At 73.1% G+C, this 23,041-nt stretch carries 19 protein-coding genes; 8 read left to right on the forward strand and 11 right to left on the reverse strand.

Features of this window, described 5'->3' with window-relative positions; translation table 11 throughout:
* Position 1: 1 nt before the first annotated feature.
* The 8 genes from ehuA to ectA all read right to left on the reverse strand — a co-directional run bounded on the left by ehuA (position 2) and on the right by ectA (position 6,407).
* Positions 2–763 (reverse strand): ectoine/hydroxyectoine ABC transporter ATP-binding protein EhuA, encoded by a 762-nt coding sequence (gene ehuA, locus ACGFZF_RS10815; protein WP_393553720.1) that lies wholly within the window; start codon positions 761–763, stop codon positions 2–4.
* A gap of 37 nt (positions 764–800) precedes the next feature.
* Complete coding sequence (gene ehuD / locus ACGFZF_RS10820) at positions 801–1,436, reverse strand: ectoine/hydroxyectoine ABC transporter permease subunit EhuD (RefSeq protein WP_356607294.1); 636 nt, start codon at positions 1,434–1,436, stop codon at positions 801–803.
* Positions 1,436–2,110: an ectoine/hydroxyectoine ABC transporter permease subunit EhuC gene (gene ehuC, locus ACGFZF_RS10825; RefSeq protein ID WP_393553103.1), complete on the reverse strand. Its 675-nt coding sequence runs from the start codon at positions 2,108–2,110 to the stop codon at positions 1,436–1,438. The genes ehuD and ehuC overlap by 1 nt, the downstream gene beginning before the upstream one ends.
* 12 nt (positions 2,111–2,122) lie before the next feature.
* Positions 2,123–3,043 (reverse strand): ectoine/hydroxyectoine ABC transporter substrate-binding protein EhuB, encoded by a 921-nt coding sequence (gene ehuB / locus ACGFZF_RS10830; RefSeq protein WP_393553105.1) that lies wholly within the window; start codon positions 3,041–3,043, stop codon positions 2,123–2,125.
* A 40-nt stretch (positions 3,044–3,083) separates the two neighbouring features.
* Complete coding sequence (thpD, locus tag ACGFZF_RS10835) at positions 3,084–3,983, reverse strand: ectoine hydroxylase (RefSeq protein WP_393553107.1); 900 nt, start codon at positions 3,981–3,983, stop codon at positions 3,084–3,086.
* 62 nt (positions 3,984–4,045) lie between these two features.
* Complete coding sequence (locus ACGFZF_RS10840; RefSeq protein WP_393553109.1) at positions 4,046–4,450, reverse strand: ectoine synthase; 405 nt, start codon at positions 4,448–4,450, stop codon at positions 4,046–4,048.
* A 24-nt stretch (positions 4,451–4,474) separates the two neighbouring features.
* The gene (gene ectB, locus ACGFZF_RS10845; RefSeq protein ID WP_393553111.1) at positions 4,475–5,758 is read right to left on the reverse strand and encodes a diaminobutyrate--2-oxoglutarate transaminase; all 1,284 of its coding nucleotides are present in this window, start codon (positions 5,756–5,758) and stop codon (positions 4,475–4,477) included.
* 88 nt (positions 5,759–5,846) lie between these two features.
* Positions 5,847–6,407 carry a diaminobutyrate acetyltransferase gene (gene ectA, locus ACGFZF_RS10850; protein WP_393553113.1) on the reverse strand — a complete coding sequence of 187 codons (561 nt, stop codon included), beginning with the start codon at positions 6,405–6,407 and terminating at the stop codon, positions 5,847–5,849.
* A gap of 659 nt (positions 6,408–7,066) precedes the next feature.
* On the opposite strand from ectA, the gene ACGFZF_RS10855 reads away from it, so the two are divergent.
* Together ACGFZF_RS10855 and ACGFZF_RS10860 are read left to right on the forward strand one after the other, a co-directional pair.
* Positions 7,067–7,696, forward strand: coding sequence for a class I SAM-dependent methyltransferase (locus ACGFZF_RS10855; RefSeq protein WP_393553115.1), 630 nt, complete (start codon positions 7,067–7,069; stop codon positions 7,694–7,696).
* A 1,360-nt stretch (positions 7,697–9,056) separates the two neighbouring features.
* Entirely contained in the window at positions 9,057–10,451 is a 1,395-nt protein-coding gene (locus tag ACGFZF_RS10860) for an amidase (protein WP_393553722.1), read from the forward strand.
* Positions 10,452–10,488: 37 nt separating this feature from the next.
* Here the strand turns inward: ACGFZF_RS10860 and ACGFZF_RS10865 are convergent, their stop codons facing one another.
* Positions 10,489–11,373 (reverse strand): hypothetical protein, encoded by an 885-nt coding sequence (locus tag ACGFZF_RS10865; protein WP_393553117.1) that lies wholly within the window; start codon positions 11,371–11,373, stop codon positions 10,489–10,491.
* A 113-nt stretch (positions 11,374–11,486) separates the two neighbouring features.
* The gene (locus tag ACGFZF_RS10870) at positions 11,487–12,542 is read right to left on the reverse strand and encodes a biotin/lipoate A/B protein ligase family protein (RefSeq protein WP_356608765.1); all 1,056 of its coding nucleotides are present in this window, start codon (positions 12,540–12,542) and stop codon (positions 11,487–11,489) included.
* A 152-nt stretch (positions 12,543–12,694) separates the two neighbouring features.
* Between ACGFZF_RS10870 and ACGFZF_RS10875 the strand changes: the two genes are divergently transcribed.
* From ACGFZF_RS10875 to ACGFZF_RS10890, 4 genes are all read left to right on the forward strand, one after another.
* Positions 12,695–13,531: an inositol monophosphatase family protein gene (locus tag ACGFZF_RS10875; protein ID WP_393553120.1), complete on the forward strand. Its 837-nt coding sequence runs from the start codon at positions 12,695–12,697 to the stop codon at positions 13,529–13,531.
* Between the two features lie 63 nt (positions 13,532–13,594).
* Positions 13,595–15,016: a phytoene desaturase family protein gene (locus ACGFZF_RS10880; protein ID WP_393553122.1), complete on the forward strand. Its 1,422-nt coding sequence runs from the start codon at positions 13,595–13,597 to the stop codon at positions 15,014–15,016.
* A gap of 95 nt (positions 15,017–15,111) precedes the next feature.
* Complete coding sequence (locus ACGFZF_RS10885) at positions 15,112–15,630, forward strand: O-acetyl-ADP-ribose deacetylase (RefSeq protein WP_393553124.1); 519 nt, start codon at positions 15,112–15,114, stop codon at positions 15,628–15,630.
* Positions 15,631–15,817: 187 nt separating this feature from the next.
* On the forward strand, positions 15,818–17,878 hold the full coding sequence (locus tag ACGFZF_RS10890; protein WP_393553127.1) for a SpoIIE family protein phosphatase: 2,061 nt from the start codon (positions 15,818–15,820) through the stop codon (positions 17,876–17,878).
* An 88-nt stretch (positions 17,879–17,966) separates the two neighbouring features.
* On the opposite strand, the gene ACGFZF_RS10895 is transcribed toward ACGFZF_RS10890, so the two are convergent.
* A complete protein-coding gene (locus ACGFZF_RS10895; RefSeq protein ID WP_393553129.1) occupies positions 17,967–20,711 on the reverse strand; it encodes a SpoIIE family protein phosphatase in 2,745 nt (914 codons plus the stop codon).
* A 273-nt stretch (positions 20,712–20,984) separates the two neighbouring features.
* On the opposite strand from ACGFZF_RS10895, the gene ACGFZF_RS10900 reads away from it, so the two are divergent.
* Together ACGFZF_RS10900 and ACGFZF_RS10905 are read left to right on the forward strand one after the other, a co-directional pair.
* Positions 20,985–22,466 carry an AlkA N-terminal domain-containing protein gene (locus tag ACGFZF_RS10900; RefSeq protein ID WP_393553131.1) on the forward strand — a complete coding sequence of 494 codons (1,482 nt, stop codon included), beginning with the start codon at positions 20,985–20,987 and terminating at the stop codon, positions 22,464–22,466.
* 31 nt (positions 22,467–22,497) lie between these two features.
* Positions 22,498–22,998 (forward strand): methylated-DNA--[protein]-cysteine S-methyltransferase, encoded by a 501-nt coding sequence (locus tag ACGFZF_RS10905; protein WP_393553133.1) that lies wholly within the window; start codon positions 22,498–22,500, stop codon positions 22,996–22,998.
* Positions 22,999–23,041: the final 43 nt, after the last annotated feature.

Here is a 23,041-nt window from a genome sequence, read left to right on the forward strand (position 1 = left end):
TTCAGTGCACCGACTGGAGGAACGCGCGCGTCCGTTCGTGCTCCGGGTTCTCCAGCAGGTCCACCGGCGGCGCCGACTCCAGGATCCGTCCGTGGTCGAACATCAGGATGCGGTCCGAGACGTCCCGCGCGAACCCCATCTCGTGGGTCACGCACAGCATGGTGAGGTCCGTGCCGGACGCGACGTCCCGGAGCACGTCGAGGACCTCCGCCACCAGCTCGGGATCCAGCGCCGACGTCACCTCGTCGAGAAGCAGGATCTCCGGCTCCATCGCGAGCGCGCGGGCGATGGCCACCCGCTGCTGCTGACCCCCGGAGAGCCGGGTGGGGTGGGTGTCCTCCTTGTCGGCGAGCCCGACCGTGGACAACAGCTCCCGGCCGCGTGCCCTGGCCTCGTCCCGGGACACGCCCAGGACGTGCACGGGCGCCTCGGTGATGTTCTCCAGGACGCTCATGTGGGGGAAGAGGTTGAACTGTTGGAAGACCATGCCGATCCGGCGCCGCCGCGGGGCGAGATAGCGCTCGTCCGCCCGGACCAGGCCCTCCTTCCGCCCGGAGGGCATGTGGGAGAAGGGCCGGCCGTCGACGTGGATCACGCCGTCGGTCACCTGCTCCAGCGTCATGAGCAGGCGCAGGATCGTGGTCTTGCCGGATCCGCTCGGCCCGATGAGGGTGACACGCTCACCTCGTTCGACCGTCAGGTCGAGGTCGTCGAGCACGGTGAGGTCGCCGAAGCGTTTGGTGACGCTGTCGAAGTGGATCATGCCGGGAGCCGTGGGCGGCAGGTCCTGGGACGGGGTGTCAGCGGGCAAGGCGTACCTCCAGTCGTCGTACGAGCACGGACGTCGGCCAGCTCGCGAGCAGGAAGACGGCGGCGGCCAGGGTGAAGCTCTCCAGGTAGGCGAAGTGCGTGCTGCCGTAGGTGTTCGCCTCGTGGACCATCTCCTGCACCGTGATGACGGAGAGCAGCGGTGTCTCCTTGAACATGGAGACGGCGTAGTTCCCGAGCGGCGGCAGCACGTTCCGTACCGCCTGGGGGAGCACCACCGCCCGCCACACCCGCCGGCGCGGCAGCGACAGCGCGGTGCACGCCTCCCACTGTCCCTTCGGGACGGCGTCGATGCCCGCGCGGTACACCTCGGCCAGGTAGGTGGCGTAGTGGACCCCGAGGACGAGGACGCCGAGGGTGAGGGCGTCCAGCCCCGGGACCAGTACCCAGGCCGCGAACAGCTGCACCAGCAGCGGCGTCGAGCGGACGAAACCGGTCGCCGCGCGCACGGGGAGCGCGATCAGCCGGGCGCGGCTGCGCAGTCCCAGCGCGAGCACGAGACCGAGCACGGCCGCGGCGGCGAAGCCCAGGACGGTCGCGAGCAGGGTGACGCGGAAGCCGTCGAGGACCACGGGCAGTGCGGCGCGTGCCGCTTCGCCGTCCCACATCACCGGCCACCTTCCTGTCCGAGCCGCCGCTTGGCCGCCCGTTCCGCCGCGTTCATGGACAGACTGAGGACGGCGGCCAGACCGAAGTAGAGGAGGAGCAACAGCAGGTAGGCGGCGCCGGTGCTGCCGGTCGCGGACCGCAGCTGGTCGACCTCGAAGGTCACGTCGGCCACCGTGATCAGGGACAGCAGCGGGGTCGCCTTGAGCAGCTGGATCAGCAGGTTCTTGAAGGGCGGGATCATCAGGGCGTGCGCCTGCGGCAGGATCACCCGTCGCATCCGCAGCGCCGGGCCCATGCCGAGCGCGATCGCCGTCTCCGTCTGGGTGCGGGGCACCGCGTTCACGGCGCCCCGCACGACCTCGGCGCCGTAGGCACCGAAGTTGAGCCCGAGGGCCACGACGGCGCAGGCGAGCGGCTCCAGCTTGAAGCCGAGCATGGGCAGCGCGAAGAACAGCCAGAAGAGCTGCACGTACAACGACGTGCCCCGGAAGAACTCCACGACGACCCGCACGGCGCCGCGCACCACCGGCCGCGGCGACAGCGAGGTGAGCCCGAGCGCGTAGGCCAGGACGAACGCCAGGGCCGCGCCCAGCAGGGTCGCCTCGACGGTCACCAGGAGCCCCTCGCCCAACCGGGGCAGAGCCCGTACGAGTTCGGGGACGAAGTCAGCCATGTCGGAGGTCCCTCATGCGGCGCGGCACAGCTGGGCCGTGCGCAGGTCCCGGGGCGGCACCTCGCGCTCGGTGAAGCCGAAGCGCCCGATCAGCCCGACGTAGCGTGCCCGATCGCCCGTGATCTTCGCCAGCTCGCGGTCGAAGGCGTCGCGCAGCCCCTTCGCGCCCGGCCGGAAGACGGCGCCCCCGGGGCTGAACTGCCGCACGCCGTCGACCACCGGGACGAACGGGTCCAGCACCTCGATCGCGGCGCCCGCGTTCGTCCGCGCGAGCCACCGCAGGGAGATGCCGGTCAGCGCGAACGCGTCGATCCGGCCGGCCAGCAGGGCGTCGAGTCCGTCCTGCTGCTTGGCCAGGGTCTTCACGGAACCGTCGGGCACGCCGGCCGCCTCGGCGTACGACGTCTCGACGGCGGCGGTCAGCACACCGATGGTCGCCCCCTTCGCCGCACAGGACGCGAGATCGCTCAGGCCCTCGGGATTGCCTCTGCGGACCATCAGCGCGGTGGGCGAGACGAACTCGGGCTCGGAGAAGATCACCTTGGCGCAGCGCTCGGGCGTGATCGCCATGCCGGCGCTCACGACGTCGAAGCGGCCGGCCAGGAGCCCGGGGATCAGCGCGCCGAACTCCGTCAGGGTCGGGCGCAGTTCGGGTATGCCGAGCGCGGTGAAGATCTCGCTGTGCAGGGTGGGGGCCTCGCCGGAGAGCTTCCCGCCCTCCTGGAAGCCGTACGGCGCCTCACCGGCGAACCCGACCCGGACGAAGCCCTGTTCCTTCAGCGAGGCCAGCAGTCCGCCGTCGTCGGTGGGGGCGCCCGTGCCGGCCTGGGTGCGGCTGCAGGCGGTCAGGAACGCGGGCGTCAGGGCGGCGCCGCCCAGCAGTGCCGTGCCGGTGAGGAAACCCCGGCGGCCGAGGTTCGCGGGAGGAGTCATGTCCTGCCTTTCCGGTGGGGTGGGCCTGGGAAGGGGGAGGTCACCCGACGGGCGTGAAGTCGTCCGAGGCGATGTACGACGGGCGCCGGACGGGGGCCGAGAAGGGGAGTTCGGGCAGGTTCTCGACGCTGTTGAAGACCAGGAAGACGTTGCTGCGCGGGTAGGGGGTGATGTTGTCGCCCGAGCCGTGCAGCGCGTTGCAGTCGAACCAGGTGGCCGACCCCGGGGCGCCGGTGAAGTGGCGGATCCCGCAGGCCTCGGCGAAGGTCGTGAGGGCCTCGTTCGAGGGCGTCCCGGCGTCCTGCATCTGGAGGGACCTCTTGTAGTTGTCCTCGGGCGTGGCGCCGGCGCAGCCCAGGAAGGTCCGGTGCGAGCCCGGCATGATCATCAGGCTGCCGTTGGTGGTGTGGTTCGGCGTGAGCGCGATGGACACCGACACGGTCCGCATCTGCGGCAGGCCGTCCTCGGCGTGCCAGGTCTCGAAGTCGGAGTGCCAGTAGAAGCCGCTGGCGCCGAATCCGGGCTTGACGTTGATCCGCGACTGGTGGAGGTACACGTCGGAGCCGAGGATCTGGCGGGCGCGGCCGACGACGCGGGGGTCGGCGGCGAGCCGGGCGAAGACCTCGCTGATCCGGTGCACCTCGAAGACGGAGCGGATCTCCTGGGAGCGGGGCTCGACGATGGACCGGTCGTCGTCCCGCATGGCCGGGTCGCCGACGAGCCGGTCCAGCTCGGCCCGCAGCTCCACGACCTCGTCGGCGGTGACGAGCTCGTCGACGGTGACGAACCCGTCGCGCTCGTACTCCTCGAGCTCACGGGTCCAGAACGGGCCGGGGGTGCCGGGGTCGGACCACACCACGGGGTCCTTGCGGCCGACGAGAGCCTCCCGGGCTCCGCGCGTGGGGTAGAGGTCGACGGGACGGGTGGGGGCGGCGGTCATGCTGGTGTCTCCCTTTCCGGTTGCGTGCGTGCGTCGTTCTCGGTTGCGGCGTGCCGGGGGTGTCAGGCGTTGCCCGGCTCGGTGAGCAGCGGGTAGACGCCGTTCTCGTCGTGGTCCTCGCGGCCGGTGACGGGCGGGTTGAAGACGCACAGGCAGCGGAAGTCCTGCTCGACCTTCAGCGTGTGGCGCTCGTGCCCGTCGAGCAGGTACATCGTTCCCGGCGTGATCGTGTAGGTCCGGCCGGTCTCGTGGTCGGTCAGCTCGGCCTTGCCGGCGGTGCAGACGACGGCCTCGACGTGGTTCGCGTACCACATGGCGGTCTCGGTGCCGGCGTAGAGCACCGTCTCGTGGAGGGAGAAGCCGACCCGCTCGCGGGCGAGGACGATGCGCTTGCTCTCCCAGGTGCCGGAGGCGGACCGCACGTGCCGCTCGGTGTTCTCCAGCTCGTCGAAGGAACGGACGATCATGAGGGGGCCTTTCGTCGTACGGGTTCAGGCGGTGCGGCGGTCGGCGACGTGCCGGACGGAGCGGGCCAGGACGCCCAGCCCCTCGTCGAGCTCGTCGTCCGTCACGGTCAGCGGCGGCAGCAGCTTGACCACCTCGCCGCGCGGGCCGGACGTCTCCAGGAGCAGGCCGAGCTCGAAGGCCCGGCGGCACACGGCCTCGGCCCGGTCGCCGTCGGCGAACTCCAGGCCCCACACCAGGCCCCGTCCGCGGACCGCGACGCCCGTGCGGTCGTCGTCACCGCACAGGTCGAGCAGGGCGCTCTCGACGCGGTCGGCCCTGCCCAGGGTGCGCTCGCGCAGCGCCGCGTCGCTCCAGTAGGTGTCGAGGGCGGTCGTGGCGGTGACGAAGGCCGGGTTGTTGCCGCGGAAGGTGCCGTTGTGCTCGCCCGGCTGCCACACGTCCAGCTCCGGGCGGAAGAGGCAGAGCGCCATGGGGAGGCCGTATCCGCTGATGGACTTCGACAGGGTGACGATGTCGGGCGTGATGCCCGCCTCCTCGAAGGAGAAGAAGTCACCGGTGCGGCCACAGCCCATCTGCACGTCGTCGACGATGAGGAGCATGTCGCGGCGGCGGCACACGTCCGCGAGCTTGCGCAGCCACTCGGCCCGGGCCACGTTGACCCCTCCTTCGCCCTGCACCGTCTCGACGATCACGGCCGCCGGGTGGTCGAGGCCGGAGCCCGGGTCCTCCAGGAGCCGCTCGAACCAGACGAAGTCCTCCACCTGGCCGCCGAGGTAGTGGTCGAACGGCATCTGGGCGGTGTGGGTGAGGGGGACGCCCGCGCCGGCGCGCTTGGCCGCGTTGCCGGTGACGGCGAGCGAGCCGAGCGACATGCCGTGGAACGCGTTGGTGAACGAGACGACGGTCTTGCGCCCGGTGACCTTGCGGGCGAGCTTGAGCGCCGCCTCCACCGCGTTGGTGCCCGTGGGGCCGGGGAACATCACCTTGTAGGGCAGGGCGCGGGGCTCCAGGACGGTCGTCCGGAAGGTCTCCAGGAAGTCCCGTTTGGCGGTCGTCGACATGTCGAGTCCGTGGGTGATGCCGTCGCCCGCGAGGTAGTCGAGGAGCGCCCGCTTCAGGACCGGGTTGTTGTGGCCGTAGTTCAGGGAGCCCGCCCCGGCGAAGAAGTCGAGGAAGGGGCGCCCGTGCTCGTCGTGGAGCCGGCTGCCGCTGGCGCGCTCGAAGACCACGGGCCAGGCGCGGCAGTAGCTGCGGACCTCCGATTCGACGGTCTCGAAGACGGTCGGGGGGGTCACGGTGAGGGTCACGTGTTCTCCAGTGGTTCTCGTCTGTGCTGGTCGTCGTGTGCCCGGAAGGCGGCTGGTCAAGCCGGTGCGGCGGGAGCCGGGCGGAGGGTCAGGCCGCCGGGCGGTCGATGCGGTAGAGCACCTCGGGCTCGTGCCCGGCGTCGTCGGCGGTCGCGGGGAACGCGGAGGCGGGGAAGAGGACCTCCCGCGTCAGGTCCGCGCCGTGGCGGCGCGCGTAGGAGCGGAAGAGCTGGTCGGACGCCCGGTTGTCCGGGGTGATCGTCGTCTCGATCCGGCTCAGCCCGTACGCCTCCTCGACCCGCGCCGAGAGCGCGTCGAGCAGGGCGCTCGCCACGCCGTGTCCGCGCAGGGAGTCGTCGACGGCCACCTGCCAGACGAACAGCGCACCGGGCTCCTCGGGGCGGAGGTAGCCGGTCACGAATCCCACCGGTCGACCGGAGGCGTCCCGGGCGACCACCGAGGTGTCGGTGAAGTCGCGGCACCACAGCAGATAGCTGTAGGGCGAGTTGACGTCCAGGGCCTGGGAGTCCTTCGCGAGCCGCCACAGTTCGCTGCCGTCGGCCAGCTCGGGCCGGTCGATGCGTACGCCCTCGGGCAGGGCCGAGGCGTGGTCCCGAAGGCTTTCCCGTTCCGCTTGAGCAGTGGTCATGGGCGCCGAAGCTACCGATCAAGACCGAGAACTTCCTGGCGCCAAGGGGTTACGCGACAGGGATCCGTGTGGTAACCAAATCGCTGGTTTCGAACGGCGAAAGGGGGTGCGGGGAACGCGCGGCAGGGCGACGGAGGGTCACAGAACGGGGCAAATCCTCCGACTGTAACGAGGAGATAACGCCTTTGCAGAAGGCCATATTTGACAGGTAAATGTTATTGCATCGTCGGGCATTCGCGGGTTTCGGTCCGGGGGCAGCGGCAAGAAGACGCGTGCGCGGGGCGCGGCCTCCCGGGAGTGGTTCCGGCGTGCTCTCCGGGCCGGCGGGCGAGGTCTCGGTCACCGGTCCGCACTCCTCGTCCCGCTCTCCTTCTCCTCCGTGCCCCTCCTGCCTCCGGAGGACGTGGCGTCACTCTCTGAACACAGGTGCGATCCGCCCGTCGTCGACGCCGGAGGCCGTGTCCCGCAAGGCTTCGGCTCGCTGCCTGCCGGCCTTTACCTCCTCCTTGTCCATGGCATAGCCTCGTGCAACCGATCACACTGCGGTGAAGGGAACGCGGCCTCCGGGCCGCGACGACGCTCACGCGTCCGCCGGACGCCGCGCACGCCCCCCACGCGGTCGTTATCCGTTACCTCAGAGCAAGAGAAGGCGGTCGCCGATGTCCGGCACTCAGGACGAGGCCCTTACGGCAGGGACAGAGTCCTCCGACTACACCAAGCGCCTCGCCCGCCTGGAGAACTCGGGAATCAAGCGGCTTCTGCCGACCCAGGCCCCGTACCGGTGGAACCTGAAGCGTCTCGGTCTGGGCCGTGTGCTGGACGTCGGGTGCGGCATCGGCCGCAACCTGCTGAACTGCGGACCGGACAGCGTCGGCGTCGACCACAACGCCACGTCCGTCCGGACGTGCCGTGAGCGGGGGCTCACCGCCTACACCTCCGAGGAGCTCTTCGAGGCGCCCGACTGCGGCCCCGGCTCCTTCGACAGCCTGCTGTGCGCCCATGTCCTGGAGCACATGGACGAGGCGCTGGGGAACTCGGTCCTGGAGCAGTACCTGCCGCTGGTGAAGCCGGGCGGCTCCGTGGTCCTCATCTGTCCCCAGGAGGCCGGCTACAAGACCGACGCCACCCACGTCCGCTTCGTCGACTTCGACGGGCTGCGCGGCCACGCGGAGAAGATCGGTCTGACCGTCGACCGCACCTACTCGTTCCCCTTCCCGCGGAACGTCGGCAAGGTCTTCCCGTACAACGAGTTCATCCTGGTCGGAAAGGTCCCGGCCGCACAGGGCTGACCCTTCTCCGCACGTCCGGGCGCCCGGTGCCGGTCACCGCTCCTCCGCGAGAGGGGCGAGGTGCCGCGCCGGGCGCTTGTGTGTGGGGGGGGAAGGGCTTGGGGGCTTGGGGGTGCGGGGCCTTTGGGGTCTTGGTGTCGTCCGGTCCCCGTTGGCTTCTGGTGGTTGGCCGCCCTCTCTCCGAGTGTGGCAGCCGGGTCCGTGCCCTCAAGGGCGCTCCTCGTTCCTCGTCGCGTCGCTGCGCGATGGGCTGCGCCCACCCTTGACCGCCCGGTCCCGGCTGCCTTTTCACACTCGGAGGGCGGCCCGGGGGAGGGGCATCCGCTCCGGGGCCCGGTGCCTCTCGGGCGCCGTCGGCGGCCGTCCGTCTTGGGGTGGTCTAGCGCAGTTATTGAATGGGGTGACCCGGCAGCGCTTAGCGACAATCCGTCGTGTCCTGGCCGGGATTCATGCCCCGCTGGTCATTCTCCGGTGGGGGTGAAGCCGAATCCGTAGCCGGCATCGCCGGTTCGGGTCAGGGGTAGCCGGGCGCGCGGGGCGGCGGGCCAGGTGGGTCCCGTCCGCCCCGCCCGTCCCATCGCCGGTCTGGGATCGGCTGCCCGATGACGTTACGGCGTACATTAAGCCTCCCGAGAGTCCGATATGGCCCGTTAAGTCCCATATCCCGCCCGGTTACCGCAAGTAATGTACGCGCTAGCGTCATTCGGGATGGCTCCGCCTGCCGGGATGGACCGGGCCGGGTGGAGGAGGCACGCCCGGGTCGGCAACCATCCCAAGGGCTCTTGGATTCGGCTTCACCCACCACCGGAGAATGACCAGCGGGGCATGAATCCCCGCCAGGAATCGAGTCGCATCCGCTAAGCCGCGCCCGACTGCCCCATTCAATGGCTGCGCTGAACCCCCCCGGACCCGACGCGGGCCGACGGCGCTGCGCGCCCCCGGCCCCCCGCCTGGACCCCCTCCCCGGGCCGCCCTCCGAGTGTGAAAAGGCGGGTGGAGGCGACGGGTCAAGGGTGGCCGCCAGGCCATCGCGCAGCGACGCGACGAAGGAGCGCCCTTGAAGCGGCGCCGTAACCCGCCACACTCGGAGAGAGGGCGGCCAACCACCAGAAGCAAACGAAGTAGCCAGGGCCCAAGAGCCCCAAGACCCGCACCCTTCAAGCCCCCCCGGCCGCAGGTCCCTTCCTGCCCCCGGCCGCAACTCCCTCCCCCTCCTCCCCCTCCTCCCCCTCCTCCCCCTCCTCCCCCTCCTCCCCCTCCTCCCCCTCCCCCCTACCCGTCGGTAGCCCAGGTGCTGACAGCGACGTTACGCTCCAGTAAGGTTCGCGGCAGACTCAGGGGAGGGGCTGCCGTGACCGCAATCGCAGACACCGGACTGACCGGACAGGCAAGGCAGTTGGCCGAGGGGAGCGTCGACTCCGTCACGCTCGTCCGGGCCGCGCTCGACCGGATCGAAGCCACCCGGACCACACTCAACGCCTTCCGCTGCACCCGCCCCGAGGCCGCCCTCGCGGAGGCCGCGGAAGCCGACCGGCGGCTCGCCGCGGGCGAGCGGCTTCCGCTGCTCGGCGTCCCCCTCGCCGTCAAGGACGACACCGACGTCGCCGGTCTGCCCACCCGCTTCGGCTGCGCCGGCGACATCCCCGAGGCCGAAGGCGACGGCGAGGCCGTACGCCGGCTGCGGGCCGCCGGCGCGGTGATCGTCGGCAAGACGAACTCCTGCGAACTGGGCCAGTGGCCGTTCACCGAGGGCCCCGCCTTCGGCGCCACCCGCAACCCGTGGAACACCGACCACACCCCCGGCGGGTCGTCCGGCGGCTCCGCCGCTGCCGTCGCCGCCGGAATCGTCCCGGCCGCCCTCGGCTCCGACGGTGCCGGGTCCATCCGGATCCCGGCCGCGTGGACCCATCTCGTCGGCATCAAGCCGCAGCGGGGCCGGGTCTCCGTCCACCCCTACGACGACTGCTTCCAGGGCCTCACCGTGAACGGCCCCCTCGCCCGTACGGTCGGCGACGCGGCCCTGCTGCTCGACGCCGTCGCCGGGTCCCACCCGGGCGACCGCTTCCAGCCGTCCGCGATCGACGCCTCGGCCGCCGCGCGCCGGGAGCCGGGGCGCCTGCGGATCGCCCTCGCCTGGAAATCCCCCTTCACCGCCACGCACAACCCGCTCGACGCGGGCATCCGGCGGGCCGTCACCGAGCTCGCGGAGGCACTGGCCCGGCTCGGCCACACGGTGGAGGAGGCGCGGCCGCGCTACGGACTCATCGGGCTCAGCTTCCTGCCGCGGGCGACGGCCGGGGTCGCCGAGTACGCCGACCGGCACCCCGACCCCGCCCTGCTCGATCCGCGGACCCTCGGCGCGACCCGCACCGGGCGCCGGCTCGGCGGCCGGATCCTGCGCGCGGCGCGCGCCCGGGAGGCCCACCAGCACCGTCGGATCGGCGCCTTCTTCGACACGTACGACGTCCTGCTCGCGCCCACGACGGCCGCCCCGCCGCCGCGGATCGGCACCTTCGACGCGATGCCGGGCTGGCGCACCGACCTGACGATGGCGGCCGCCTGCCCCTACGCCTGGCCGTGGAACGTGCTCGGCTGGCCGGGTGTGAACGTACCGGCCGGATTCCTGCCCGACGGCCTCCCGGTCGGCGCCCAGCTGCTCGGACCGGCGGGCAGCGAACCGCTGCTGATCTCGCTCGCGGCCCAACTGGAGGACGACCGCCGCTGGTTCGAGCACCGCCCGCCGGATCGGGTCTGACAGCGCCTCTCAGGGGGCGACGTGACCCGGACACCCCTCAGAGATCGGCGTCCGGCGCCCAGCCGGGAACGTGCCGGGCGACGGCGGCGTCCCAGGCGGCCGGGCCCCCGGGCAGGGGCCAGGCCCGGGTGAGGTCGGGCGCGCCGGCGATCTCCCGCAGCTCGTCCGCGAGCCGGCGCCCCTGGTGCGCGATCCGGTTCGCGGCGAGCGGCCCGTCGAGCGCGGCGATCCGGTGCTCGTACTCCCTGACCGGCCCCTCGGAGAGCAGTGACGTCCACCGCTCGTCCTGCTTCCGGGACAGGGTCAGGACGTGCGGACGCCCGCCCTCCGCGAGCGCCGCGGCCAGCCGGTCGTGACCGTCCAGGACGACCGGGGAGTTCAGACCGCTGATCCACCAGACGAGCACGGGCGGGAGCACCCCCTCGCGGTACTGGCGGCGGAACGCCCTCACCCGTGGAGCTCCGGGGCGTGACAGCGCGCGCAGGGGCAGCAGGTCCCGGGCGTCCTCATCCGGGTCGCCGTAGCCGAACCAGGTCAGGTGGCCCCGATCGGGGTCGTGCGCGGCGAGCTTGGGCCAGTTGCAGTCCGCGAACCAGCGGGAGCGTTCCGGGCCGAGGTTCCAGTCCCCCTCGTGGAGCGGTCCGCCGGCCGCCTCCCGCAGGCGGGACACGGCGTGAGCCGCCCAGCGCCCGCTCCACTCCCGGGAACCCGGCGTCGCGAACTCCGCGTGGGCGCGGGCCTCTTCGGCACGCAGAGGCGGCAGCGGGGACACGTACAGGCCGGTACGGGCGTAGTGCACCCCGCGGTGCGTGGCGCGGGGGCGGGCGAAGAGGACGGGGACGTCGCCCTGGAGCAGGACCAGCCGCCGCCCGTCGGCGCTCTCCATCCTCAACCCCGGCTTCACCGGCCGATCGACGCGCATCCGTCGATCGTACGGGCGCCCTCCCCGGGGTTCCCGGCCGCCCGGGCCCGCGCGACCGGCGACACCGGGCGCCCGCACGGCCCGCGGAGTCCCGGCCCCTCGCCCGCACGGCCCTAAGGCACCCTCGCCGTCCACTCCCGCGTGCCGAACTTGGCCGCGGCCAGCTCCTTCGCCCGCGCCTTCTCCTCCTCCGTGACCCGGCCCTCGGTCAGGCCGTAACGGTCCCGGAAGGAGCCGATCATCCGCTCGATGACCGCCTCGCGCGGCAGTCCGGTCTGCCGGCGCAGCGGATCCACCCGTTTCTTCGCGCTCGACGTGCCCTTGTCGGAGAGCTTCTCGCGGCCGATCCGCAGCACCTCCGTCATCTTGTCGGCGTCGATGTCGTACGCCATCGTCACGTGGTGCAGCACCGCGCCCTCGCCCGCCACCATGCGCTTCTGCGCGGCGCCCGCGATCTTGCCGGCGTCCGTGGCGATGTCGTTGAGCGGCTGGTACCAGGCCTTCACCCCCATGTCGCCGAGCGCGCCGAGCACCCAGTCGTCGAGGTAGGCGTAGCTGTCGGTGAAGGACAGGCCCTGCACGAGGGCGTCGGGTACGGAGAGGGAGTACGTGATGGTGTTGCCCGGTTCGATGAACATGGCGCCGCCACCGGAGATCCGGCGGACCACCTCGATGCCGTGCCGCTCGGCCGCCTCCGGGTCCACCTCGTTGCGCAGCGACTGGAAGCTGCCGATGACCACGGCCGGCGCGCCCCACTCCCAGACCCGCAGGGTCGGCGGGCGCCGGCCGGCCGCGACCTCGGCGGTCAGGACCTCGTCGAGCGCCATGTGCAGGGCGGGCGCCTGGGGCGGCTCGTGGATCAACTGCCAGGCGTAGTCGGTCCAGTCGGTGGCGTGCGCCAGGGCCCGGCGGACGGCCACCCCGATCCCCTCCGTGGTGAGCCCGAACATCTCCGTCCCCGGCGGCAGGGCCGCGTCGATCCGGGCCGCGAGGCCCGACGCGTCCGTGTCGGCCGGGGCGCCCTCCAGCGCGCGGTCGATGGCCTGGATCGCCTCGTCCGGTTCCAGGAAGAAGTCGCCCGCGACCCGGACGTCGCGCAGGACGCCGTCCCGTGTGTCGAGGTCGACGACGACCAGCTTTCCGCCGGGCACCTTGTACTCGCCGTGCACGAACCCTCCCGGGAGGCGACGACCGGACCGGACGACGGGATCGCGACGGCCCGGATCTCAGGGGTGAACTCGGCCAAAGCGTACTCCGTGGGGAAACAGTGGGTTACGGCACGGACTCCCGGAATGTCAGCGGGCCGTGCTTAGCTGGACGCATGATCGAAGACTTCCTTGACCACGTCCTGGCCGGTGGCACGACCGAGGTGGAGGAGGCGGTCCGCAAGGCGGCCGCCGCCGAGATCATGCCTCGCTTCCGGCAGCTCGCCGCGCACGAGATCGTCGAGAAGAACGGCCCGCACGATCTGGTCACCGTCGCCGACAGGGCCGCCGAGGCCCATCTGACCGCGTCGCTCACCGCGCTGCTGCCGGGCTCCGTGGTGGTCGGCGAGGAGGCCGTGCACGCCGACCCCGGGGTCTATGCCGCGCTCCGGGGCGACGCCCCGGTCTGGATCGTCGACCCGGTCGACGGCACGCGGCAGTTCGTGCGCGGCGAGCCGGACTTCTGCACCCTGGTCGCGCTCGCGCTCCGCGGCGATCTCCTCGCCTCCTGGACGTTCGCCCCGGCACGCGAGGAGATGGCCGTCGCGGTCCGAGGGCGCGGTGCCACGCTCAACGGCCGCCCCATACGCTCCGGGTCGCCGTCACCGTCCGCGACCCTGGAGGTCGCCACCTCGCACCCCGACTACACCACCCCGGACCAGAAGGCCGCCCTGCTCGGGCTGCGGGCGGACGGGGTCCGTCCCCGGCCGTGCGGCTCCGCCGGTCTGGAGTACCTCGACATCGCCCGCGGCGAGCTCGACGCCACGGCCTTCTCCTGGGAGTACGCCTGGGACCACGCCGCCGGCCTGCTTCTGGTGACCGAGGCGGGCGGGACGCACACGACGGTCGCGGGCGAACCGTTCCGCATCACCGGGGGCAACGCGCTGCCGTTCACCGCGGCCCGCGACACGGCCACGGGCGACCGGATCCGGACACTGCTGCGGGGCCGATAAAGGCCGTCGGAGCACAGGAATATCCTGGGAGCCCTGGCCATCGGCTGACGAAGGAGTCCGAAGGTGCCGTCGATGCTCGATGCCGTCGTCGTGGGGGCGGGACCCAACGGGCTGACCGCCGCTGTGGAGTTGGCCCGCCGGGGCTTCTCCGTGGCCGTGTTCGAGGCCAAGTCCACGGTCGGTGGGGGTGCCAGGACCGAGGAGCTGACCCTCCCCGGCTTCCGGCACGATCCCTGTTCCGCCGTGCACCCGCTGGGCGTCGGCTCGCCCGTCTTCAAGACCATGCCGCTGGACCGGTACGGCCTGGAGTGGCTGCACCCCCGGCTGCCCATGGCCCATCCCTGGGACGACGGGACGGCCGCCGTGCTGTCCCGGTCCGTCGCCGAGACCGCCGCCTCCTTCGGACCGCGTGACGCGGGCACGTACCGGCGGCTGGTGGCCCCCTACCTCGGCAGGTGGGACACGCTCGTACGGGACTTCATGTCCCTGCCGCTCACCGCCCTGCCCCGCGACCCGGTCACGCTCGCCCGCTTCGGCCTCGACGGCCTGCAGCCGTCGACCTGGCTGCTGCGCCGCTTCCAGGACGACAAGGCGCGCGCCCTGTTCGCCGGTCTGGTCGGCCATGTCATCGCCCCGCTGGGCGGGTTCGCCACGACGGCGGTGGGCCTGGTGTTCGCGCTCGCCGCGCACGAGGGCGGCTGGCCGCTGCCCCGAGGAGGCTCCCAGTCCATCGCGGACGCCCTCACCGCGTACCTGAAGGACCTGGGCGGCGCCGTCCACACCGACTGCGAGGTCAAGCGGCTCGACGACCTGCCGCCGGCGCGCGCCTACGTCTTCGACACCTCGCCCACCGCCCTCGCCCGGATCGCCGGCTTCGGCGGCTACTACGACGCCTACCGCTACGGCGCCAGCGTCTTCAAGATCGACTACGCGCTGGACGGGCCCGTCCCCTGGAAGGCGGAGGAGCCGCGCCGGGCGGGCACCGTCCAGATCGGTCCCTCCAGCGGCGAGATCGCCACCGCGCTGCACCAGGCGTCCTCCGGTACGGCGCCGGAGACCCCTTTCCTCATCACCGCCCAGCCCAGCCTCGTCGACGACTCCCGCGCACCCGAGGGCAAGCAGGTCTTCTGGGCGTACGGGCACGTGCCCAACGGCTGGGAGGGCGACCTCACCGAGGCCGTGGAGCGCCAGATCGAGCGCTTCGCCCCCGGCTTCCGCGACCGGGTCCTCGCCCGCGCGACCGCCGGACCGCCCGAGCTCGCCGCCCGCAACGCGAACTACGTCGGCGGCGACATCGCCTGCGGTGCCGCCCGCGGCCTCCAGCTGATCCTGCGGCCCAAGCTGTCCCTCTTCCCCTACAGCACCCCGCATCCCGCGGTCTTCCTCTGCTCCTCCGCCACCCCGCCGGGGCCGGGTGTCCACGGCATGTCCGGGCACAACGCGGCCAAGGCGGTCTGGCGGCGGCTGCGCGCGGCCCGCCGCTGACGCGGACCCGCGTGGACGCGAGCCCGCGGGGCCCGGCGGCGAGGGGGCCGGAAAAGGTTCGGCGGCGCCGGTGGGTGCGGCGCGATGATGGACGTATGACGCATCCGACGAAGATCACGCTGGTCCGCGGGGACATCACCGAGCAGCACGTCGACGCCGTGGTGAACGCGGCGAACTCCTCCCTGCTCGGAGGCGGCGGCGTCGACGGGGCGATCCACCGCAAGGGCGGCCCGGCCGTCCTGGAGGACTGCCGCAGGCTGCGCGCCGGACACTACGGCGGCGGCCTGCCGACCGGGCAGGCAGTCGCCACCACGGCGGGCCGCCTGGACGCCCGCTGGGTCGTCCACACCGTCGGTCCCGTCTGGTCCCGCGAGGAGGACCGCTCCGCGCTGCTCGCCTCCTGCTACCGCGAGTCGCTCCGCATCGCCGACGGGCTCGGGGCGCGGACGGTGGCCTTCCCGGCGATCTCGACCGGCGTCTACGGCTGGCCGATGGACGACGGCGCCCGGATCGCGCTGGAGACGGTGCGGGCGACGGAGACGGCGGTCGAGGAGGTCCGCTTCGTGCTCTTCGACGAGCCCGCCCACACGGCGTTCGCCGCGCTGCTGGACTGACCGCCACCGCGCGCGGCCCGCGCACCCGCGCCCGCCCCGGCACACCCCTCGGCCGGGGGCTGGGGCCGCGCCCGCGAGTGCCGTACCCCGCCCCCCAGCCGAACGGCCCCGCACGCAGAGCCTCGCCGACATGCCTCGGATAGGGTGATTGAGTAGGAAAAACACCCCCCGGGGTCAGGACGATTCGTTGGACAGTCATCAGCCGGCGAGCGAGACGCCGGAGCGGCCGGACGCTGCCGTCGGATACGCGGGTGTGCTGCGCGAGCTGCTGCCGATCGCCCTCTGGAGGGAGGACGCCGACGGTCGCGTCGTCGAGTGGTCCCTCGCGGCGCAGGACCTCCTCGGGCACCGCCCCGAGGACCTTCTCGGCCGTCCCGCCGCACCCGTGCTCGTGCCCGACGCCAACCGGGCGCTCGCCGACCAGCTGACCCGGCGGGTCCAGTCCGGCGAGTCCGTCGTGGGCACCCTGCCCGTGCGCCACCGCGACGGCCACGACGTGACGATGGAGATGTGGATCGTCCCCGACGCCGACCCCCAGGGGCGGACCGGGGCCATGCTGATCGCCGTGGAGACCTCCGAGGTCCTGCGCATGCGCGACTCGCTGGCGGCCCTCCAGAGCCTCTTCACCCAGTCGCCCATCGGCCTCGCCACCCTCGGCCCCGACCTGCGCTTCCTGCGCGTCAACGACGCCCTGGCCCGGATGAACGGAGTCTCCCCGGCCGAACACCTCGGCAAGCGCCTGACCGAGGTCGTACCGGGCGTCAACGCGGCCGCCCTCGAGGCCACGATGCATCAGGTCCTGGTCGGCGGCGAGGCCGTCGTCGACGTGCGCCGCACCGGGCGGACACCGTCCGACCCCGACCACGACCACACCTGGTCCTGCTCGTACGCCCCGCTGCTCGACGGCTCCGGCCGCCGGCTGGGCCTGATCGCCTCCCTCATCGACATCACCGAGAGCCAGCGCGCCCAGGTCGAGGTCGAGCGCGCCCGCCACCGCTTCGCCCTGCTCGCGGAGGCCGGCACCCGCATCGGCACCACCCTGGACCTGCGGCAGACCGCGGAGGAGGTCGTCCAGGTACTCGTTCCCCGGCTCGCCGACTCCGCCGACGTGCAGATGCTCGAAGCGGTCCTCGAACCCGACGAGGCCGCCGCCTCCACCCGGGGCGTCCTGCGCCGGCTCGCCGCCGCCTTCCCCGAACCGACGGCCCCCACCGCCTACCTGGTCGCCGGGCAGACCTACCAGGTCCCGCTCGGCACCGTGTACGAACGCGTGCTCGCCGACGGCCGCCCCATGAACCTCTACCACTCCGACCTCGACGCCCTGTTCCCCGACCCTCGCGCCGCCCCGCTGCGGGACTACTTCGCCGACCGCATCGGCTCGGCCCGGATGGTCCCGATGGTCGCCCGAGGCAAGGTGCTCGGCTCGGTGACCGTGACCCGGGTCAAGGAGCGCGAGCCGTTCGACGAGCAGGACCGCGTCCTCATCGACGACCTGGTGGCGCGCGCGGCACTCAGCATCGACAACGCCCGGATGTACACCGGCCAGCGCGAGGCCGCCCTCACGCTCCAGCGCAGCCTGACCAACAACGCCCTGCCCCGGGTCGGCGGCCTGGAACTCACCGGGCGCTACCTCCCCGCCAGCGACCACGACGTCGGCGGCGACTGGTACGACGTCATCGCCCTGTCCGAAGGCCGTACGGGCCTCGTGATCGGCGACGTCATGGGGCACGGCATCCACGCCGCGGCGGTCATGGGCCAGCTCCGCACCGCCGTCCGCACGCTCGCCCGCGAGGGCGTCCCGCCCGCCCAGCTGCTCCGCTCCCTCGACGCGGTCGTCGCGGACCTGGGGGAGGACGAGATGGCGACCTGCGTGTACGCCGTCCACGACCCGGCGTCGGGCTGCGTCGTGATCGCCAGGGCCGGGCACCCGCCGCCCGCCGTCGCCACGGCCGACGGCGCGATCACCTTCCTGGAGGGTTCGCTCGGCACGCCCCTCGGCACCGGCGGCCAGGACTTCTGCACGCAGGAGGTGCTGCTTCCCCCGGGCTCCCTGTTCGTGCTGTACACCGACGGCCTCATCGAGGCCCGGGACCGGGACCTCGACGAGGGCATGGACCAGCTCGCCCGTGCCCTGTTCGACCTCGAACGGCCACTGACCCGGCTCTGCGACGGCATCCTCGACCAGCTGCTGACCGGCGCGCCGCAGGACGACGTCGCCGTGCTGCTCGCCCGGACCGCCCTCGGCTGACCACGCCCCGACCACCACGCCCCGACCACCGACGCCCGACCGCCCCCGGCCGACGACGCCCCGGGACTCCGGCCGCGGGCCGCCCGCCTCACCAGGCCAGGTCCTCCAGCGCGTCCAGGTCCGGCACCGGCACCGCCGCCTGCACGCCCCCGGTGAGCGGCAGCTCGGCCCAGATGACCTTGCCCCGCTCGGTGTAGCGGGTGCCCCAGCGCTCCGCGAACTGGGCGACCAGGAAAAGACCGCGCCCGCCCTCGTCCGTGGTGGCGGCGTAGCGCAGGTGGGGCGACGTGCTGCTGCCGTCCGAGATCTCGCAGATGAGCTGGGCGTCCCGCAGCAGCCGCACCTTGATCGGCTCGGCGCCGTACCGGATCGCGTTGGTGACCAGCTCGCTCAGGATCAGCTCCGCGGAGAACGCGATGTCCTCCAGATCCCAGGCGGCCAGCTGCGCCGCGCCCTCGTTGCGGATCCGGGAGACCTCCGCCGGGTCGGAGGGCACCGTCCACTCCGCGATCCGGTCCGCCGGCAGCCGCCGGGTGTCGGCGACGAGCAGGGCGATGTCGTCGTCCGGCGCCGGGACGAGCAGGGAGGCGAGGACGTCCGCGCACGCCTGCTCGGGGCTCCGGCCGGTCGTCGCGAGCGCGTCGCGCAGCAGCGCGACTCCGGTGTCGAAGTCCCGGTCGCGATCCTCCAGGAGGCCGTCGGTGAACAGGACGAGACGGCTGCCCTCCGGCAGCCGGAGCGCCGTGGCCTCGAAAGGCATCCCGCCCACGCCCAGCGGCAGACCGACCGGCAGCTCGGGGAACTCCACCCGCCCGTCCGGATGCACGATCGCGGGCCCGGGATGCCCGGCGCCGGCCATCGAGCACCGGCCGCTGGCCGGGTCGTAGACCACGTACAGGCAGGTGGCGCCCGTGATCCGTTCCGGCGAGTCGTCCTCGCCGCCGTCGGCGCCGTTCTCGCCGTTCCCTCCACCGCTGTCGGGGCGGTCGATCCGGTCGATCAGCTCGTCGAGGTGGCCCAGGAGCTCGTCGGGCGGCAGGTCCAGGGTGGAGAAGTTGAGCACGGCCGTCCGCAGCCGGCCCATGGTCGCCGCCGCGTGCAGCCCGTGGCCGACGACGTCGCCGACGACCAGTGCCACCCGGGCTCCCGGAAGCGGGATCACGTCGAACCAGTCGCCGCCCACCCCCGCCTTCGCCGGCAGGTAGCGGTAGGCGACGTCGACGGCGGACAGCTCCGGCAGCACCCGGGGGAGGAGGCTGCGCTGGAGGGTCACGGCCATGGCGTGCTCGCGGGTGAACCGGCGCGCGTTGTCGATGGAGACCGCGGCGCGCGCGGTCAGCTCCTCCCCGAAGGACACGTCCTCGTCGTCGAAGGGCTCGGGCGTCTCGGCCCGCCAGAAGTTGGCCAGCCCGAGCACGACCCCGCGGGCCATCAGCGGCGCCGCGACCAGCGAGTGCAGACCGTAGGCGAGCGCGGCGGCGGCGCCCTCGGGGTCCTGTGCCCGCCAGCCGTCGGCCGTGTGCAGGTCGGTCACGAGGACCGCGTGCGCGGTGTCGAGCGCCACCGCCATCGGCGTCGTCGGCACGTCGCACCGGATCAGGTCGCCGACCGGCTGCAGCGGCGGCTGCTCCCCGATGCCCGACAGCGCGGCGCGGCGCATCTCGGTGTACGCGCCGCTCGGCTCCTCGCCCAGCAGCACCGGCTCCAGGAGTTCCACGGTCACGTAGTCGGCGAAGCGCGGCACCGCGACCTCCGACAGCTCCTCGGCGGTCCGCGCCACGTCCAGCGTGCTGCCGATCCGCACCCCGGCGTCGTAGAGCAGCTGGAGCCGGCCGCGGGCCACCTCCGCCCGGCCGGAGAGCGCGGCCAGCTCGGTCGAGTCCCGCAGGGTCATGACGGTCCCGGTGGGGCGGCCCTTGTACGGGGCGGTCGGACGCACGTTGACGGCGAGGAGCCGGTCGCCCGCGAGGTGCACCTCGTCCGTGACGCTGCGGCCGGAGGCGAGCAGCGAGGCGGTGCGCGGGTCGAGGCCCAGCTCCGTCACGTGCCGCTGTTCGGCGTCCGGCGCCAGGTCGAGCAGCCGTCGCGCCTCGTCGTTGGCGAGCAGCAGCCTGCGGTCCGCGTCGATGATGAGCACCCCCTCGCGCACCGCGTGCAGGACGGCCTCGTGGTGCTCGTTGATCCGGGTCATCTCCAGCGGACCCAGTCCGTGGGTCTGCCGGAGCAGACGGCGGGTCACCAGGGCGGCGCCGCCCACCGCGAGGACCAGGGCGCCCGCGGCGGTGCCGATGAGGAGCGGCAGTTGGCCCTCGACGACGTTGGAGACGTTCTCGACCTCGATCCCGGTGCCGACCAGGCCCACGATGTCGCCGTCGTCGGTCCGGATGGGGACGATCGCGCGGACCGCGCTCGACGGCTCGCCGGTGAAGACCTCGGTGAACGACTCCCCGCCCCTGGCGCGGGCGATGTCGCCGGTCGCGCGCTGCCCGATCAGCTCCGGCCGGGAGTCGGTGTAGCGGATGCCGTCCGGGGTCATCACGGCGATGAAGTCGACCCCCGCGGCCTTGCGGGCCGCCTCGGTCCGGGGCTGGAGCACGGCCGACGGGTCCGGTGCCCGCAGGGCGTCCAGCAGCCCCGGGGCGTGTGCGAACGCCTCCGCGGCGGCGAGCGACCGGTTGCGCGCGTCCGCCTCGGTGTCGTACCGGGCCTGGAGGATCAGGGCCAGCGTCCCGACGGCGACGAGCAGGCCCACGATGATCGCCTGCAGGGCGAAGACCTGCCCGGCGACACTGCGCAGCCCCAGCCCCCGTGTTCGGCCAAGCCTTCCGGTCATGGGGCTCTTCTCGTGGCTGCGGCTGTGATCACGGACTCGGCTGTCACCCGTTCACTTCCTCGGCCCGTCGGGGCCGTAGGGGAACCCGTCCTTCCATGCTGCGCCTGCCCGGGCAGGAAATCGAGACGGGACCGGCATGCGGGTGTCGCCCCGCCGTGGTAGCGCGTCCCCGGTTCCGGGAGCGCCCCGTCCGCCGCGCGGCGCCCGGCCGGCCGAGGTCGATGTCGTTTTCTCGCCAGCCGGGAGCCCTCCCCGTCCCCGATGCTTGAACCCATGCACACCGACACCGAGGCCTGCGTCCGGGCCGTCAAGTCGAAGGACGCCCGCTTCGACGGCGTCTTCTTCACCGCCGTCCGGACCACCCGGATCTACTGCCGGCCCAGTTGCCCGGTCGTGCCGCCCAAGGTGGAGAACATGGTGTTCCACCCCAGCGCGGCCTCCTGCCAGCGCGCCGGGTTCCGGGCCTGCAAGCGCTGCCGGCCCGACACCAGCCCCGGCTCCCCGGAATGGAACGTCCGCGCCGACGTCGTCGCCCGCGCCATGCGGCTGATCCGCGACGGCGTGGTCGACCGCGAGGGCGTGCCCGGGCTCGCCGCGCGGCTCGGCTACTCCACCCGCCAGATCGAGCGCCAGCTCCTCGCCGAGCTCGGCGCCGGCCCGCTCGCCCTGGCCCGCGCCCAGCGCGCCCAGGCGGCGCGCGTGCTCATCGAGACCACGCCGATGCCGATGGCCGAGATCGCCTTCGCCGCCGGCTTCTCCTCGATCCGCACCTTCAACGACACCGTCCGCCAGGTCTTCGCCCTGCCGCCCGGTGAGCTGCGCTCCCGCGCGGCCCGCTCCCGCGCGGCCGATCACGCCCCGCGCACCCCGGGCGTGATCGTGCTGCGGCTGCCGTACCGCGCGCCCCTCAACCCGTCCAACCTGTTCGGCCACCTCGCCGCGACAGCGGTCCCCGGGGTGGAGGAGTGGCGGGACGGCGCCTACCGCAGGACGCTGAACCTGCCGCACGGCCACGGCATCGTGGCCCTCAGCCCGCGCCCCGACCACATCGCCTGCCGCCTGTTCCTCACCGACCCGCGCGACCTGACCAACGCCATCAGCCGCTGCCGCTGGCTGCTCGACCTGGACGCCGACCCGGTGGCCGTCGACGACCAGCTGCGGACCGACCCGCTGCTCGCGCCGCTGGTCGACGCCGCACCCGGGCGCCGGGTGCCGCGGACGGTCGACGCCGCCGAGTTCGCCGTACGGGCGGTGCTGGGCCAGCAGGTGTCCACCGCCGCCGCCCGGACCCACGCGGCGCGCCTGGTCGCCGCGCACGGCGTACCGGTCGACGACCCCGAGGGCGGGCTCACCCACCTCTTCCCGACGCCGGAGGCACTGGCCTCGCTCGACCCCGCGTCCCTCGCGCTGCCCCGCAGCCGCCGGACCACCCTCGTCACACTCGTCGGGGCACTCGCCGACGGCGCGCTGCGGCTCGGCCTCGACAGCGACTGGGACGAGGCACGGGCCCGGCTCCTGGCCCTGCCGGGATTCGGCCCGTGGACCACCGAGGTCATCGCGATGCGGGCGCTGGGGGACCCGGACGCGTTCCTGCCGGGCGACCTCGGCATGCGCCGCGCGGCCGAGGGCCTCGGGCTGCCGGCCACCCCGGCAGCCCTCACGGCCGCCGCCGCGCGCTGGCGGCCCTGGCGGGCGTACGCCGTCCAGTACCTCTGGGCCACCGACGACCACCCGATCAACCATCTCCCGGCCTGACCGGCAGGACACTCTCCAGGAAGCCGAGACCATGCCCCTCGTACAGCACACGGTCGTGGACAGCCCGTACGACGCCCTCACCCTGGTCGCCGTCGACGGCGTCCTCAGCCGTATGTACATGACCGACCAGCGCCACCGCCCGCCGGAGGAGACCTTCGGGGAGCCCGACCCGCGGCCGTTCGGCGAGGCGATCCGCCAGCTCGACGCGTACTTCGCCGGCGAACTGACGGAGTTCGACCTCCCGCTGCGCCTCGACGGCACGCAGTTCCAGCTGCGGGTCTGGGAGCAGCTGCGGCGCATCCCGTACGGCGAGACCCGCACCTACGGCGAGCTGGCCGAGGCCCTCGGCAGCCCCGGCGCCTCGCGCGCGGTCGGCCTGGCGAACGGGAAGAACCCGGTCACGATCATCGTCCCGTGCCATCGGGTGATCGGCGCGGGCGGCAGCCTGACCGGCTACGGCGGCGGGCTCAGCCGCAAGCAGCGGCTGCTGGCCTTCGAATCGGGCGCGGCCGAGCCGGACGCGCTCTTCTGACGGGCACCGCACGGCACCGCACCGGACCGCGGGAGGCGGTCCG

Source organism: Streptomyces sp. NPDC048338, assembly GCF_043201055.1.
In the GTDB taxonomy this organism is placed as follows: Bacteria; Actinomycetota; Actinomycetes; order Streptomycetales; family Streptomycetaceae; genus Streptomyces.

What these genes read in the sequence shown, in the direction of transcription:
- ACGFZF_RS10875 (WP_393553120.1), top strand. Translation starts at nt 12,695, where the DNA reads ATGATCGAAGACTTCCTTGACCACGTCCTGGCCGGTGGCACGACCGAG.
- ehuD (WP_356607294.1), bottom strand. Translation starts at nt 1,436, where the DNA reads ATGTGGGACGGCGAAGCGGCACGCGCCGCACTGCCCGTGGTCCTCGAC.
- ehuA (WP_393553720.1), bottom strand. Translation starts at nt 763, where the DNA reads ATGATCCACTTCGACAGCGTCACCAAACGCTTCGGCGACCTCACCGTG.
- ACGFZF_RS10840 (WP_393553109.1), bottom strand. Translation starts at nt 4,450, where the DNA reads ATGATCGTCCGTTCCTTCGACGAGCTGGAGAACACCGAGCGGCACGTG.
- ACGFZF_RS10865 (WP_393553117.1), bottom strand. Translation starts at nt 11,373, where the DNA reads ATGCGCGTCGATCGGCCGGTGAAGCCGGGGTTGAGGATGGAGAGCGCC.
- ectA (WP_393553113.1), bottom strand. Translation starts at nt 6,407, where the DNA reads ATGACCACTGCTCAAGCGGAACGGGAAAGCCTTCGGGACCACGCCTCG.
- ACGFZF_RS10900 (WP_393553131.1), top strand. Translation starts at nt 20,985, where the DNA reads ATGCACACCGACACCGAGGCCTGCGTCCGGGCCGTCAAGTCGAAGGAC.
- thpD (WP_393553107.1), bottom strand. Translation starts at nt 3,983, where the DNA reads ATGACCGCCGCCCCCACCCGTCCCGTCGACCTCTACCCCACGCGCGGA.
- ehuC (WP_393553103.1), bottom strand. Translation starts at nt 2,110, where the DNA reads ATGGCTGACTTCGTCCCCGAACTCGTACGGGCTCTGCCCCGGTTGGGC.
- ACGFZF_RS10895 (WP_393553129.1), bottom strand. Translation starts at nt 20,711, where the DNA reads ATGACCGGAAGGCTTGGCCGAACACGGGGGCTGGGGCTGCGCAGTGTC.
- ACGFZF_RS10885 (WP_393553124.1), top strand. Translation starts at nt 15,112, where the DNA reads ATGACGCATCCGACGAAGATCACGCTGGTCCGCGGGGACATCACCGAG.
- ehuB (WP_393553105.1), bottom strand. Translation starts at nt 3,043, where the DNA reads ATGACTCCTCCCGCGAACCTCGGCCGCCGGGGTTTCCTCACCGGCACG.
- ACGFZF_RS10905 (WP_393553133.1), top strand. Translation starts at nt 22,498, where the DNA reads ATGCCCCTCGTACAGCACACGGTCGTGGACAGCCCGTACGACGCCCTC.
- ACGFZF_RS10855 (WP_393553115.1), top strand. Translation starts at nt 7,067, where the DNA reads ATGTCCGGCACTCAGGACGAGGCCCTTACGGCAGGGACAGAGTCCTCC.